Origin of the sequence: Enterobacter cloacae complex sp. IR53041 (assembly GCF_049238285.1) — a bacterium.
Lineage (GTDB): Bacteria > Pseudomonadota > Gammaproteobacteria > Enterobacterales > Enterobacteriaceae > Enterobacter > Enterobacter roggenkampii.
The window spans coordinates 50457-65186 of the sequence record NZ_JBMKHB010000028.1; the positions used below are offsets into that span (position 1 = coordinate 50457).

At 56.8% G+C, this 14730-nt stretch carries 10 protein-coding genes and 1 pseudogene; 8 read left to right on the plus strand and 3 right to left on the minus strand.

The features are described from left to right. Positions 1–29: 29 nt before the first annotated feature. Entirely contained in the window at positions 30–923 is an 894-nt protein-coding gene (locus ACOTXF_RS18265; protein ID WP_008499958.1) for a YcbJ family phosphotransferase, read from the plus strand. Here ACOTXF_RS18265 and elyC read toward each other — a convergent pair. Next, positions 900–1679 (minus strand): envelope biogenesis factor ElyC, encoded by a 780-nt coding sequence (gene elyC / locus ACOTXF_RS18270; RefSeq protein WP_023292878.1) that lies wholly within the window; start codon positions 1677–1679, stop codon positions 900–902. The genes ACOTXF_RS18265 and elyC overlap by 24 nt on opposite strands. A gap of 124 nt (positions 1680–1803) precedes the next feature. Between elyC and cmoM the strand changes: the two genes are divergently transcribed. From cmoM to ACOTXF_RS18305, 7 genes are all read left to right on the plus strand, one after another. Further along, positions 1804–2583: a tRNA uridine 5-oxyacetic acid(34) methyltransferase CmoM gene (cmoM, locus tag ACOTXF_RS18275; RefSeq protein WP_023292877.1), complete on the plus strand. Its 780-nt coding sequence runs from the start codon at positions 1804–1806 to the stop codon at positions 2581–2583. 3 nt (positions 2584–2586) lie between these two features. Further along, positions 2587–3909 (plus strand): chromosome partition protein MukF, encoded by a 1323-nt coding sequence (gene mukF, locus ACOTXF_RS18280; RefSeq protein ID WP_008499955.1) that lies wholly within the window; start codon positions 2587–2589, stop codon positions 3907–3909. After that, positions 3890–4594 (plus strand): chromosome partition protein MukE, encoded by a 705-nt coding sequence (mukE, locus tag ACOTXF_RS18285; RefSeq protein WP_021240871.1) that lies wholly within the window; start codon positions 3890–3892, stop codon positions 4592–4594. The genes mukF and mukE overlap by 20 nt, the downstream gene beginning before the upstream one ends. Next, a complete protein-coding gene (gene mukB, locus ACOTXF_RS18290; protein WP_421635290.1) occupies positions 4594–9045 on the plus strand; it encodes a chromosome partition protein MukB in 4452 nt (1483 codons plus the stop codon). Before mukE ends, mukB begins: the two co-directional genes overlap by 1 nt. A gap of 178 nt (positions 9046–9223) precedes the next feature. After that, positions 9224–11047, plus strand: coding sequence for a L,D-transpeptidase (ldtD, locus tag ACOTXF_RS18295; protein WP_047745089.1), 1824 nt, complete (start codon positions 9224–9226; stop codon positions 11045–11047). A gap of 174 nt (positions 11048–11221) precedes the next feature. Further along, positions 11222–11773, plus strand: coding sequence for a YcbK family protein (locus ACOTXF_RS18300; protein ID WP_008499951.1), 552 nt, complete (start codon positions 11222–11224; stop codon positions 11771–11773). A gap of 20 nt (positions 11774–11793) precedes the next feature. Continuing rightward, complete coding sequence (locus ACOTXF_RS18305) at positions 11794–12441, plus strand: MBL fold metallo-hydrolase (RefSeq protein WP_008499950.1); 648 nt, start codon at positions 11794–11796, stop codon at positions 12439–12441. A 48-nt stretch (positions 12442–12489) separates the two neighbouring features. Here ACOTXF_RS18305 and aspC read toward each other — a convergent pair whose 3' ends face one another. Continuing rightward, entirely contained in the window at positions 12490–13680 is a 1191-nt protein-coding gene (gene aspC / locus ACOTXF_RS18310; RefSeq protein ID WP_008499949.1) for an aspartate transaminase, read from the minus strand. A gap of 184 nt (positions 13681–13864) precedes the next feature. Continuing rightward, positions 13865–14635, minus strand: a pseudogene (locus ACOTXF_RS18315) (porin); the annotation flags it as partial. Between the last annotated feature and the right edge of the window lie 95 nt (positions 14636–14730).

A 14730-nucleotide genomic window follows, 5' to 3' on the forward strand; every position in this document is an offset into this window, starting at 1 on the left:
AGCAGTAGTCTTAATGGGGGTAATCTCATATGGAACAGCTGCGTGCCGAACTTAGCCATCTGCTGGGTGAAAAGTTAAGCCGGGTCGAATGCGTGAGTGAAAAAGCCGATACCGCGCTCTGGTCGTTGTACGACAGTGAGGGTAACCCAATGCCGCTGATGGCACGGAGTTTCACGTCACCCGGCGTTGCCAGGCAGCTTGCATGGAAAATGTCGATGCTGGCGCGGGAGGGAACCGTGCGTATGCCAACGGTGTACGGCGTGATGACCCATGAGGAACACCCCGGCCCGGACGTACTGCTGATTGAACGTTTACGTGGTGTACCCGTTGAAGCGCCCGCGCGAACGCCGGAACGCTGGGAACAGCTAAAAGACCAGATTGTCGAGGCGCTGCTGGCGTGGCACCGTCAGGATAGCCGCGGACTTGTCGGGCCGGTCGACAGCACTCAGGAAAATCTCTGGCCGCTGTGGTATCGCCAGCGGGTTGAAGTGCTGTGGGGAACGCTTAACCAGTTCAACAATACCGGTTTAACCATGCAGGACAAACGTATTCTCTTTCGCACCCGGGAGTGTTTACCGGCGCTGTTCGAAGGTTTTAACGATAACTGCGTGCTGATCCACGGTAACTTCACCCTGCGCAGTATGCTGAAAGACCCCCGCAGCGATCAGCTCCTGGCGATGGTGGGGCCGGGGATCATGCTCTGGGCTCCGCGTGAATATGAGCTGTTCAGGCTCAGCGACAGCGGGGCGGCGGAAGGTTTGCTGTGGCATTACCTTCAACGCGCCCCCGTTGCGGAAGCGTTTCTCTGGCGGCGCTGGCTCTACCTGCTCTGGGACGAAGTTGCGCAGCTGGTTAACACCGGACGCTTTAATCGCGCAAACTTCGATCTGGCGACTAAATCACTCTTGCCCTGGCTCGCCTGAGGAACCTTTCAGCCACTGCCAGAGGCGTCCGAGCGTCTCATAACCGACGCGATCGCTATGCATCAGCCACATAGGGGACGGGATTACCCGCTCCCACGGATTAAGCGGCGCGTCGATGGCCATCTGGTTAGCCGGTGCGGGAAGCGGGTGCAGGCCCTGTTTTTCAAAGAAAATCATCGCGCGCGGCAGGTGCGAGGCGGAGGTCACCAGTAAGAACGGGGCATCGCCAATCGCCTGCTTCACTGCGGCAGCTTCTTCTTCAGTATCTTTCGGGCTGTCCAGCGTGATGATTGAGGAGCGCGGTACGCCGAGTGATTCCGCGACCCGGGCGCCCGCTTCCGCCGTACTCACCGGGTTCGTTTTGGCCGCCGCGCCGGTGAAGATCATTTTTGATCCCGGATTCGCCAGCCAGAGGCGAATGCCTTCGTTTAGCCGCGGCAGGCTGTTGTTGATCAGGTTTGAGCTGGGGGCCCAGTCAGGATCCCAGGTATATCCGCCGCCCAGCACCACGATGTACGCCGCTTTCTGATTTCCCTGCCATGTCGGGTACCTGTTTTCGATGGGGCGTAACAGACCATCAGCCACCGGCTGCAGGCTCAGCAGCAGCAGGATCAACCAGCCGAACGTGATCAGCGTTTTGCCACTCTTCTGAAAGCGACTGAACCACACCAGCGCCAGCCCCAGCGCGATGATGATGAGCAGCAGCGGAAGGGGAAGCATCATCCCTCCAATGTATTTCTTAAGGGTAAAAAGCATCCTTTTTGGTTCCTTTTTTGACCATATAGCAGGTGATTGACGGTGATATTACACCAGAGAGGTTCATTCTCCGCGCGGGTGTGACAAAATAGCGGTTTTGCAGTTAGCGAGTGGAACTCTCCCAATGCGGGATCGCAATTTTGATGACATCGCGGAAAAGTTTTCGCGCAACATTTATGGCACCACGAAAGGGCAGCTCCGTCAGACGATCCTCTGGCAGGATCTGGACACCATTCTGGCTACCTTTGGTGGTCAAACGTTGCGCGTGCTGGATGCCGGAGGCGGTGAAGGGCAGACGGCCATAAAAATGGCGGAACGCGGTCATCACGTCACGCTTTGCGATCTTTCTGCTGAAATGGTCGCCCGCGCGACGCGTGCGGCAGAAGAGAAAGGTGTGAGCGACAACATGCATTTTATACAATGCGCCGCTCAGGACATCGCACAGCATTTGGAAACCCAGGTTGATCTGATATTGTTTCATGCGGTGCTGGAGTGGGTTGCCGATCCGCTAAGCGTGTTACAAAGCCTGTGGTCGATGTTGCGCCCGGGCGGCACGCTGTCGCTGATGTTCTACAATGCTAACGGCTTCCTGATGCACAACATGGTTGCGGGAAACTTCGACTATGTTCAGGTCGGGATGCCCAAAAAGAAAAAGCGCACGCTTTCCCCGGACTATCCGCGCGATCCACAGCAGGTCTATGGCTGGCTGGAGGCGATTGGCTGGCAGATTGTCGGGAAGACGGGCGTCAGGGTGTTTCATGATTATCTGCGTGAAAAACACAAACAGCGTGACTGTTTTGACACCTTAACAGAATTGGAAACGCGGTATTGCCGTCAGGAGCCTTTTGTCAGCCTTGGCCGCTATATTCACGTCACCGCGCACAAGCCGCAGATGCAAGGATAACCTATGAGTGAATTTTCCCAGACAGTCCCCGAACTGGTTGCCTGGGCCAGGAAAAACGATTTCTCCATCTCGCTGCCGGTAGACAGACTCTCTTTCCTGCTGGCGGTCGCCACGCTGAACGGCGAGCGGCTGGATGGGGAAATGAGCGAGGGTGAACTGGTGGATGCGTTCCGCCATGTCAGTGATGCGTTTGAGCAAACCAGCGAAACCATTAGCGTGCGTGCCAACAACGCAATTAACGATATGGTGCGTCAACGTCTGCTGAACCGCTTTACCAGCGAGCAGGCGGAAGGAAACGCCATCTATCGCCTGACGCCACTGGGCATCGGCATCACCGATTACTACATACGCCAGCGCGAATTTTCCACGCTGCGTCTGTCCATGCAGCTGTCGATCGTGGCCGGTGAGCTTAAGCGCGCCGCCGATGCGGCAGATGAAGACGGTGACGAATTCCACTGGCACCGAAACGTCTATGCACCGCTGAAATACTCGGTGGCGGAAATCTTCGACAGTATCGATCTGACCCAGCGCCTGATGGACGAACAGCAGCAGCAGGTCAAAGACGATATCGCACAGCTGCTGAATAAAGACTGGCGTGCAGCCATCTCCAGCTGTGAACTTCTGCTGTCAGAAACCTCCGGTACGCTGCGTGAGCTGCAGGATACGCTGGAAGCCGCAGGGGATAAGCTGCAGGCGAACCTGCTGCGCATCCAGGACGCGACGCTGGCGCACGACGATCTGCACTTTATCGATCGTTTAGTGTTCGACCTGCAGAGCAAACTGGACCGCATCATCAGCTGGGGCCAGCAGTCGATCGACCTGTGGATCGGCTACGACCGACACGTGCATAAATTTATCCGTACCGCGATCGATATGGATAAAAACCGCGTCTTTGCCCAGCGTCTGCGCCAGTCGGTGCAGACCTATTTCGATGCGCCGTGGGCGCTGACCTACGCCAATGCCGATCGTCTGCTGGATATGCGCGACGAAGAGATGGCATTGCGTGATGAAGAGGTAACCGGTGAACTGCCGCCGGATCTGGAATACGAAGAATTTAACGAAATTCGCGAGCAGCTTGCGGCGATGATCGAAGAACAGCTCGCGGTCTACAAAACCAGACAAGCTCCGCTGGATCTGGGGCTCGTGGTGCGCGACTATCTGGCGCAATATCCTCGCGCGCGCCACTTCGACGTTGCCCGCATTGTGGTAGACCAGGCTGTTCGCCTGGGTATCGCGCAAGCCGATTTCACCGGACTGCCGCCGAAGTGGCAGCCAATTAACGATTACGGAGCCAAGGTACAGGCGCATGTCATTGACAAATATTGAACAAGTGATGCCGGTTAAGCTGGCACAGGCGCTGGCGAATCCGTTATTTCCGGCGCTGGACAGCCAGCTACGTGCCGGTCGTCACATTGGCTTAGACGAGCTGGATAATCACGCCTTTTTGATGGACTTCCAGGAGTACCTGGAAGAGTTTTACGCCCGCTACAACGTGGAGCTTATCCGCGCGCCGGAAGGGTTTTTCTACCTGCGCCCGCGCTCCACGACGCTGATTCCGCGTTCCGTGCTCTCCGAGCTGGACATGATGGTCGGCAAAATTCTCTGCTACCTCTACCTCAGCCCGGAACGTCTGGCGAATGAAGGGATCTTCACCCAGCAGGAACTTTACGACGAGCTGTTGACGCTGGCAGATGAGGGCAAGCTGCTTAAGCTGGTGAACAACCGCTCCACGGGGTCGGATCTCGACCGTCAGAAACTACAGGAAAAAGTCCGCTCTTCCCTGAACCGTCTGCGTCGTCTGGGGATGGTCTGGTTTATGGGTCACGACAGCAGCAAATTCCGCATTACGGAATCTGTCTTCCGCTTCGGCGCCGACGTGCGTGCGGGCGATGACGCGCGTGAAGCGCAGCTTCGCATGATCCGCGACGGTGAAGCGATGCCGGTGGAAAACCATTTGCAGCTCAATGATGAGCATGAAGAGAATCTGCCGGATAGCGGGGAGGAAGAGTAATGATTGAACGCGGTAAATTTCGCTCACTGACGCTGATTAACTGGAACGGCTTCTTTGCCCGAACGTTCGATCTGGATGAGCTGGTGACGACGCTCTCCGGCGGTAACGGGGCGGGTAAATCCACCACCATGGCGGCGTTTGTCACAGCGCTGATCCCTGATCTGACGCTGCTTCACTTCCGTAACACCACCGAAGCGGGGGCCACAAGCGGTTCCCGTGATAAAGGTCTGCACGGTAAGTTGAAAGCGGGCGTCTGTTATTCGGTTCTGGACGTCATTAACTCCCGCCATCAGCGCGTGGTGGTGGGCGTGCGCCTGCAGCAGGTTGCCGGTCGCGACCGTAAAGTCGACATTAAACCGTTCGCCATCCAGGGGCTGCCAACGTCTGTGCAGCCGACGGCGCTGCTGACGGAAACCCTGAACGAGCGCCAGGCGCGCGTGCTGACGCTGCAGGAGCTGAAAGATAAGCTCGAAGCGATCGAAGGCGTGCAGTTCAAACAGTTCAACTCGATTACAGACTACCACTCGCTGATGTTCGATCTCGGCGTGGTGGCGCGTCGTCTGCGTACCGCATCAGACCGTAGCAAATACTACCGCCTGATCGAAGCGTCCCTGTACGGCGGTATCTCCAGCGCCATTACCCGCTCCCTGCGCGACTACCTGCTGCCGGAAAACAGCGGCGTGCGTAAGGCCTTCCAGGACATGGAGGCGGCGCTGCGTGAAAACCGCATGACGCTGGAAGCGATTCGCGTGACCCAGTCTGACCGCGATCTGTTTAAACACCTGATCAGCGAAGCCACTAACTACGTGGCGGCGGACTACATGCGCCACGCCAACGAGCGCCGCGTCCACCTCGATCAGGCATTAGAATACCGCCGCGAGCTGTTTACCTCCCGCAAACAGCTGGTGGCCGAGCAGTACAAGCACGTCGAAATGGCGCGCGAGCTCGGTGAGCACAACGGTGCTGAAGGTGACCTGGAAGCCGATTACCAGGCCGCCAGCGATCACCTGAACCTGGTGCAGACCGCGCTTCGTCAGCAGGAGAAAATCGAGCGCTATGAAGCGGACCTCGACGAGCTGCAAATTCGTCTTGAAGAGCAAAATGAAGTGGTGGCCGAAGCCGCCGAGATGCAGGAAGAGAACGAAGCCCGCGCCGAAGCGGCCGAGCTGGAAGTGGATGAGCTGAAAAGCCAGCTTGCCGATTATCAGCAGGCGCTGGACGTGCAGCAGACGCGCGCGATCCAGTACACCCAGGCACTGCAGGCCTTACAGCGCGCGAAAGAGCTGTGCCATCTGCCAGACCTGACGCCGGAAAGCGCCGACGAGTGGCTGGATACCTTCCAGGCCAAAGAGCAGGAAGCCACTGAGAAACTGCTCTCCCTCGAACAGAAAATGAGCGTCGCCCAAACGGCGCACAGCCAGTTTGAGCAGGCCTATCAGCTGGTTGTGGCGATTAACGGCCCGCTGGCACGTAACGAAGCCTGGGACGTTGCCCGCGAGCTGCTGCGTGACGGCGTGAACCAGCGCCATCTGGCTGAGCAGGTTCAGCCGCTGCGTATGCGTCTGAACGAGCTGGAACAGCGCCTGCGCGAGCAGCAGGAGGCCGAGCGTCTGCTGGCCGAATTCTGCAAGCGTCAGGGCAAACATTACGATTTTGACGAGCTTGAGGCCCTGCATCAGGAACTCGAGGCGCGTATCGCTGCGCTTTCAGACACGGTCTCCAGCGCCAGCGAACAGCGTATGACCCTGCGTCAGGAGCTGGAACAGCTTCAGTCCCGTTCGCAAGCGCTTCTGCAGCGTGCCCCGGTCTGGCTGGCGGCCCAGAGCAACCTTAACCAGCTCAGTGAGCAGTGCGGCGAGCAGTTCGAATCCAGCCAGGAAGTGACCGAATACCTGCAGCAGCTGCTGGAGCGCGAGCGCGAGGCGATTGTTGAGCGTGATGAAGTGGGCGCGCGCAAGCGTGACGTCGACGAAGAAATTGAGCGCTTAAGCCAGCCGGGCGGTGCGGAAGACCCGCGCCTCAATGCCCTGGCAGAGCGTTTTGGCGGCGTACTGCTGTCTGAGATTTACGACGATGTCGGCCTGGACGATGCGCCATACTTCTCGGCACTGTATGGCCCGTCGCGTAACGCGATCGTGGTGCCGGATCTGTCGCTGATTTCGGAGCAGCTTGCCGGTCTGGAAGATTGCCCGGAAGATCTCTACCTGATCGAAGGGGATCCGCAGTCGTTCGATGACAGCGTATTCAGCGTCGACGAGCTGGAAAAAGCGGTGGTGGTCAAAATCGCCGACCGTCAGTGGCGCTACTCCCGCTTCCCGGAACTGCCGCTGTTTGGCCGCGCCGCGCGCGAAAGCCGCATCGAAAGCCTGCACGCCGAGCGTGAAACGCTGTCTGAACGCTTTGCGACGCTGTCGTTTGACGTGCAGAAAACCCAGCGTCTGCATCATGCGTTTAGCCGCTTTATCGGCAGCCATCTGGCCGTGGCCTTCGAAGCCGACCCGGAAGCGGAAATTCGCAAACTCAATACCCGCCGTGGCGAACTGGAACGGGCGATTGCCAGTCATGAAAGCGACAACCAGCAGAGTCGCGTCCAGTTCGAGCAGGCGAAAGAGGGCGTTGCGGCCCTTAACCGTATTCTGCCGCGCCTGAATCTGCTGGCAGACGACACGCTGGCCGACCGCGTGGATGAGATCCAGGAGCGTCTGGATGAAGCGCAGGAAGCCGCGCGCTTCGTGCAGCAGCATGGCAATCAACTGGCGAAGCTGGAGCCGGTTGTCTCTGTCCTGCAGAGCGACCCGGAACAGTTCGAGCAGTTAAAAGAAGACTATGCCTGGTCGCAGCAGGTGCAGCGCGATGCGCGTCAGCAGGCGTTCGCCCTGACGGAGGTGGTGCAGCGTCGCGCCCACTTCGGCTACTCCGATTCGGCAGAAATGCTGAGCGGTAACAGCGATCTGAATGAAAAGCTGCGTCAGCGCCTTGAGCAGGCGGAAGCGGAGCGTACCCGCGCCCGCGAAGCGATGCGCAGCCACTCCACTCAGCTGAACCAGTACAACCAGGTGCTGGCCTCGCTGAAAAGCTCCTTCGACACCAAGAAAGAGCTGTTAAACGACCTGCAGAAAGAGCTTCAGGACATCGGCGTTCGTGCCGACAGCGGGGCGGAAGAGCGCGCGCGCATTCGTCGTGACGAGCTGCATGCTCAGCTCAGCAACAACCGCGCGCGTCGCAATCAGCTGGAAAAAGCGCTCACCTTCTGCGAAGCAGAAATGGATAACCTGACCCGTCGCCTGCGCAAGCTGGAGCGCGACTACTTTGAGATGCGCGAGCAGGTCGTGACCGCGAAGGCGGGCTGGTGCGCGGTAATGCGCATGGTGAAAGACAATAACGTTGAGCGTCGTCTGCACCGTCGCGAGCTGGCGTATCTCTCTGCCGATGAGCTGCGTTCCATGTCGGATAAGGCGCTGGGTGCGCTGCGTCTGGCGGTGGCGGATAACGAACACCTGCGCGATGTCCTGCGTATGTCAGAAGATCCGAAACGCCCTGAACGTAAAATCCAGTTCTTCGTGGCGGTTTACCAGCACCTGCGCGAGCGTATTCGTCAGGACATTATCCGTACCGACGATCCGGTCGAAGCCATTGAGCAGATGGAAATCGAGCTGGGGCGCCTGACGGAAGAGCTGACTTCTCGCGAGCAGAAGCTGGCGATCAGCTCCCGCAGCGTAGCGAATATCATCCGCAAAACCATTCAGCGCGAGCAGAACCGTATCCGCCAGCTGAACCAGGGTCTGCAGAGCGTGTCGTTTGGCCAGGTGAACAGCGTGCGCCTCAACGTCAACGTGCGTGAAGCCCACGCGACGCTGCTGGAAGTGCTGTCTGAGCAGCACGAGCAGCACCAGGATCTGTTCAACAGCAACCGTCTGACTTTCTCCGAAGCGCTGGCGAAACTGTATCAGCGCCTGAACCCGCAGATTGATATGGGACAGCGTACGCCGCAAACCATCGGGGAAGAGCTGCTGGATTACCGTAACTACCTGGAAATGGAGGTAGAGGTAAACCGTGGTTCAGACGGCTGGCTGCGTGCGGAATCCGGGGCGCTCTCTACCGGTGAAGCGATCGGTACCGGGATGTCAATTCTGGTGATGGTGGTACAGAGCTGGGAAGACGAAGCGCGCCGCCTGCGCGGCAAAGATATCTCCCCATGCCGACTGCTGTTCCTGGATGAGGCGGCGCGTCTTGATGCGCGCTCCATTGCCACGCTGTTTGAGCTTTGCGAACGTCTCGATATGCAGCTCATCATTGCGGCACCGGAGAACATCAGCCCTGAAAAAGGGACAACCTACAAGCTGGTGCGTAAAGTGTTCCAGAACAGCGAGCACGTTCACGTTGTCGGGCTGCGCGGCTTTGCGCCGCAGCCGCCGGAGTCACTGCCGGAAACCACGGCGGACGCTTCCTGAAGTGTCTTCTGACCCGAAGCGGCGCTCTGGCGCCGCTTTTTTTTTAAACTTAACTTGTGCTTAGGGCTGCGTTATCTTTAAACTTCTTTACATAAGGTAAGGCAACAGCTTAGCCGTCTACCTATAATGAAAGAAAGCCCCAACGTGATGGGCATGTCGTGAAAACAGGGGGCAAGGGATGTTGCTTAAGAAAAAATGTGGTCGTCAGCTGTCGGCGCTAAGTTTATGTCTGGCAGTGATGTTTGCTCCACTGTTAACCGCCCAGGCCGATGAGCCTGAAATTGTGCCGACTGACAGCTCGGCAACGACGGGCGCGCAGCCTACGTCGTTGTCCCAGCCGCTGGAGCAATCTCCGGCGACGGCGATAATGGCCGGTATTAAGCCGCTGCCGGAAGGCATCGACGCCGAATCGCTCAGCCAGCAGCTGCAGTCGGGGCTGCCGTCAGGCTACACGCCTGTCTATCTCAATCAGCTCACGCTGCTTTATGCCGCCCGCGATATGAAACCGATGTGGGAAAACCGCGATGCCGTGCGCGCCTTCCAGCAACAGCTGGCGGAGGTCGCAATTGCAGGGTTTCAGCCGCAGTTTACAAAGTGGGTTGAACTGTTAACCGATCCTGCCGTAACAGGGCAGGCGAGAGATGTGGTGCTTTCCGATGCCATGATGGGTTACCTGCAGTTCGTGGCGGGTATTCCGGTCAATGGCAACCGCTGGCTGTACAGCGATAAGCCGTATAAGCTCGCGACGCCAGCGCTGTCGGTGATTAACCAGTGGCAGTTAGCCCTCGATAATGGCGAACTGCCGCGCTTTATTGCCAGCCTCGCACCGGCGCATCCACAATACGCCACGCTTCACCAGTCGCTCCTCGCGCTGGTGGGCGACTCGCGCCCATGGCCGCAGATGCGCGGCGCCGCGACGCTGCGTCCGGGGCAGTGGAGTAGCGATGTGCCTGCTCTGCGCGAGATCCTGACGCGCTCGGGTCTTCTTGAAGGCGGGCCACATATCGCCCTGCCAGGCGACGATCCGCAAAACGCGGCGGTCAGCCCGTCAGCGCCCGTGAAAGAGAAAAAAGCGATTGCCGTCAGCAATAAACCCGCAGCATACGATCGCGAGCTGGTTGCGGCAGTGAAGCAATTCCAGGCTGCTCAGGGACTGGGAGCCGATGGCGTCATTGGCCAGACGACGCGAGACTGGCTGAACGTATCGCCTGCGCAGCGGGCAGGGGTGCTGGCGCTCAATATCCAGCGTTTGCGCCTGCTGCCGGGAACCCTCTCTACCGGCATTATGGTTAACATTCCGGCGTATTCCCTGGTCTATTACCAGGACGGTAGCGAAAAACTGGCGTCGCGCGTGATTGTCGGGCGTCCGGATCGCAAAACACCGATGATGAGCAGCGCGCTCAATAACGTAGTCGTTAACCCGCCGTGGAACGTGCCGCCGACGCTGGCGCGTAAAGACATTCTGCCGAAGGTCTGGAACGATCCGGGTTATCTGGAACGTCATGGCTATACGGTGATGCGTGGATGGAACAGTAAAGAGGCTATCGATCCTTATATGGTCGACTGGTCGACAATCACGGCTTCTAATCTGCCGTTCCGTTTCCAGCAGGCACCCGGGGCGCATAACTCTTTAGGGCGTTACAAATTCAATATGCCGAGTTCAGACGCTATCTATCTGCACGATACGCCGAACCACAACCTGTTCCAGAAAGATACGCGCGCGCTGAGTTCTGGCTGCGTGCGCGTGAACAAAGCCTCGGAGCTGGCCAATATGCTGCTGCAGGATGCAGGGTGGAACGATACGCGCATTTCGGATGCCCTGAAACAAGGGGATACGCGTTACGTTAATATTCGACACAATATTCCGGTCAATCTTTACTATCTGACGGCGTTTGTGGGCGAAGACGGGCGGACTCAGTACCGTACAGATATTTACAATTATGATCTCACCGCGCGATCCGGCGCACAAATTTTGCCAAAAGCGGAACAATTAATCAGGTAAATGAAGCAGTTCGGGAAAAATGATTGTCGTAAGTTAGGGTGAATAAGGGGCTATATCGCTGCAAGCCGCGTATTCACTGGGGTTGGGCGCCTTGACGTACCCGGTTTTGCCAGTTAAGGTGCCCTTCGTGCGCTATGCATATTACGATTTCTTTTACCTGTAGACCTGATTATCATGGACAAATTTGACGCTAATCGCCGCAAACTGCTGGCGTTAGGTGGTGTTGCGCTTGGCGCAGCGGCCATCTTGCCGACGCCAGCATTTGCCACCCTCTCGACACCTCGTCCGCGAGTTTTAACGCTCAACAATCTTCATACCGGTGAGTCGCTAAAAGCGGAGTTCTTCGATGGCAGAGGCTATATTCAGGATGAATTAGCAAGACTTAACCATTTTTTCCGTGATTTCCGCGCGAATAAAATAAAAGCCATCGATCCAGGACTGTTTGATCAGCTTTACCGCCTTCAGGGCCTGCTGGGCACCAGCAAGCCGGTGCAGCTGATTTCTGGTTATCGCTCTGTTGATACCAATAATGAACTGCGCGCCCACAGTCGCGGGGTAGCGAAAAAAAGCTATCACACGAAGGGACAGGCAATGGATTTCCATATTGAGGGCGTTTCGTTAGCCAATATTCGCAAAGCTGCGTTATCTATGCGCGCAGGTGGTGTAGGATATTACCCCAGCAGCAACTTTGTGCATATTGATACCGGTCCGGTTCGGCACTGGTAATAACGAAACACAGGAGCAGTATGAACTATCGTATTATTCCGGTTACCGCGTTCTCCCAGAATTGTTCACTCATCTGGTGCGAACAGACTAAACTGGCCGCGCTTGTCGATCCCGGCGGTGACGCTGAGAAGATCAAGCAGGAAGTCGCCGACAGCGGCGTGACGCTTATGCAGATTTTACTGACGCATGGTCACCTCGACCATGTGGGCGCAGCGGCTGAACTGGCTGAACACTACGGCGTGCCGATTGTCGGTCCGGAAAAAGAAGATGAGTTCTGGCTACAGGGGTTACCCGCCCAAAGCCGCATGTTTGGCCTGGATGAGTGTCAGCCCCTGACGCCCGATCGCTGGCTGAACGAAGGAGAGCGCGTTAGCATAGGGAATGTGACTTTACAGGTGTTGCATTGTCCTGGGCATACGCCAGGCCATATCGTCTTCTTTGATGACCAGTCCCGTCTGCTGATCTCCGGCGATGTGATTTTCAAAGGTGGCGTAGGACGCAGCGATTTTCCGCGCGGCGATCACGGGCAGCTGATTCAGTCGATTAAACAGAAGTTATTGCCGCTGGGTGATGATGTGACGTTTATCCCTGGGCACGGTCCGATGTCGACGCTGGGCTATGAACGGCTCCATAATCCGTTCCTTCAGGATGAAATGCCTGTCTGGTAACCCGAATAAAAAAAGCCTGCATCATGCAGGCTTTTTTGTGGGCGCAAATTACAGTACGGCGACAATCGCTTCGCACAGCGGCGCCATGTTGTCAGGCGTCATGCCTGCAACGTTCACGCGGCCAGACGCCACAGCGTACACGCCGAACTCTTCACGCAGACGCAGAACCTGCTCTTTGGTCAGGCCGCTGAACGAGAACATGCCGTTCTGTTTGATGATAAAGCTGAAGTCGCGATCCGCGCCTTTCTCCGCCAGGGTGTTCACAAACAGCAGGCGCATGCGCTGAATACGCTGACGCATATCGTTCAGCTCTTGTTCCCAGATGGCTCGCAGCGCATCGTTGCTCAGGATAGTCGCAACAACAGAGGCACCGTGTGCCGGCGGGTTAGAGTAGTTAGCGCGGATAACGGATTTCATCTGGCTGAACGCGCGATCGACGGTCTCATCGTTAGCCGCAACCAGCGTACAGGCACCTACACGCTCATTGTACAGACCAAAGTTCTTGGAGTAGGAGCTTGCAACGATCAGCTCCTGATGCACTGCGGCGAACGCGCGCAGGCCTTCGGCATCTTCTTCCAGACCACGGGCGAAGCCCTGGTAGGCAAAGTCAAACAGCGGCAGCCAGCCTTTTTCTACGGACAGCTTCGCCAGATGTTCCCACTGCTCAAGCGTTGGATCGATACCGGTTGGGTTGTGGCAGCAGCCGTGGAACAGCACCACGTCACCTGCTTGCGCCTCACTCAGGCTCGCCAGCAGGCCGTCAAAGTCCAGAGAGTGGTTTGCTGCGTCGTAGTAGGCGTATTCACGCACTTCCAGACCCGCAGAGTTAAATACGCTCTTGTGGTTCGGCCAGCTTGGATTGCTTACCCAGACACGCTTCACAGAGGTGTTTTTCGCAAGGAAATCCGCCGCCACGCGCAGCGCGCCGGTACCGCCCGGGGTCTGTGCCGTACGGGCACGTTTGTCACTCACAATTGCACTGCCTTTACCGAACAGCAGCTCCTGGGTGCAGCGACCAAATTCAGGGATACCATCAATACCGAGGTAGTTTTTGGTGGTTTCGTTTTCCAGCAGATACTGCTCAGCTTTCTTAACGCTGGTCAGTACCGGAGTTTTGCCGGTTTCATCTTTATATACACCAATACCCAGGTTGATTTTGCCAGGGCGGTCGTCGGCACGAAACAGATCGGCCAGGCCCAGAATCGGGTCGGCAGGAGCGGCGGTAATGTTCTCAAACATGACGAAGTTCCATTGTGATTACAGAAGTGAAATCCGCTATCAGGTTAACGGTAGATTTACAAAATGCCAACCGTTTGCGACGAAAAGCGTGCGGCTTTTCAAAAGTCGCCATTATTTTCTGTCAGGCATAAAAAAACAGGGCCGAAGCCCTGTTCATTAAGCATATAACAAAGTGGTGTTCTGATTAGAACTGGTAAGTCACACCCACAGCTGCCATATCGTCGTTGCCGTTCAGGCCGCCAACGGTTTGCGCGTAGTCTGTGTCTTTGTCCAGCAGGTTGATGTAGTAGTCAGCCCACACGTTGAAGTTTTTGTTGAAGTAGTAAGTTGCGCCAACCTGGATGAATTTAGCCAGATCTGCATCGCCACCTTTGAAGGTGCCTTTAGAGTTGGTCACGCCAGCCAGGTCTTTACCTTTGGTCTGCACGTAGGAGATTGCTGGACGGAGGCCAAAATCGAACTGGTACTGAGCAACAACTTCGAAGTTCTGCGTTTTGTTAGCAAAACCAGCATCGCCATCAGACCCGGTACGGGTGGTGTTACGGGTTTCAGCATAGGTGGTTGCCAGGTAGATGTTGTTGGCATCGTATTTCAGACCCAGACCCCATGCTTCAGCTTTGTCGCCTTCGCCGTCAGCTTTCTGCTTCAGAGTACGGTTAGCGTTGCTATAAGATGCGATTGCACCGAAGCCTTCGCCGAAATCGTAACCCAGAGAGTAGCCTACGCCGTCACCGTTAGAGGTTTTAACGTCAGCACGGTCGTTTTTGCCCTGGTACTGAACGCCCAGGCTCAGGCCGTCAACCAGACCGAAGAAGTTGCTGTTACGGTAGGTCAGCAGACCGGTGCTGCGGCTGGTCATAAAGTTATCAACATAGTTACCGCCCCAAGTCATACCAGAGAAGGACGGCGCCATATCGGTGTAAGATTCTACGTCGTAAACGATACCGTAGTTACGACGGCACTGTTGCAAATAGTCGGTGGTGATAAACTTATCATCCCCTTTTGCTGATGGAGCTGCACATGAACCCATTCAAAGGCCGGCATTTTCAG

Excerpts from the sequence above, each read along its gene's own strand:
- aspC (WP_008499949.1), bottom strand. The coding sequence starts at position 13,680 with ATGTTTGAGAACATTACCGCCGCTCCTGCCGACCCGATTCTGGGCCTG.
- ACOTXF_RS18305 (WP_008499950.1), top strand. The coding sequence starts at position 11,794 with ATGAACTATCGTATTATTCCGGTTACCGCGTTCTCCCAGAATTGTTCA.
- mukE (WP_021240871.1), top strand. The coding sequence starts at position 3,890 with ATGTCATTGACAAATATTGAACAAGTGATGCCGGTTAAGCTGGCACAG.
- mukF (WP_008499955.1), top strand. The coding sequence starts at position 2,587 with ATGAGTGAATTTTCCCAGACAGTCCCCGAACTGGTTGCCTGGGCCAGG.
- ldtD (WP_047745089.1), top strand. The coding sequence starts at position 9,224 with ATGTTGCTTAAGAAAAAATGTGGTCGTCAGCTGTCGGCGCTAAGTTTA.
- elyC (WP_023292878.1), bottom strand. The coding sequence starts at position 1,679 with ATGCTTTTTACCCTTAAGAAATACATTGGAGGGATGATGCTTCCCCTT.
- ACOTXF_RS18300 (WP_008499951.1), top strand. The coding sequence starts at position 11,222 with ATGGACAAATTTGACGCTAATCGCCGCAAACTGCTGGCGTTAGGTGGT.
- mukB (WP_421635290.1), top strand. The coding sequence starts at position 4,594 with ATGATTGAACGCGGTAAATTTCGCTCACTGACGCTGATTAACTGGAAC.
- cmoM (WP_023292877.1), top strand. The coding sequence starts at position 1,804 with ATGCGGGATCGCAATTTTGATGACATCGCGGAAAAGTTTTCGCGCAAC.
- ACOTXF_RS18265 (WP_008499958.1), top strand. The coding sequence starts at position 30 with ATGGAACAGCTGCGTGCCGAACTTAGCCATCTGCTGGGTGAAAAGTTA.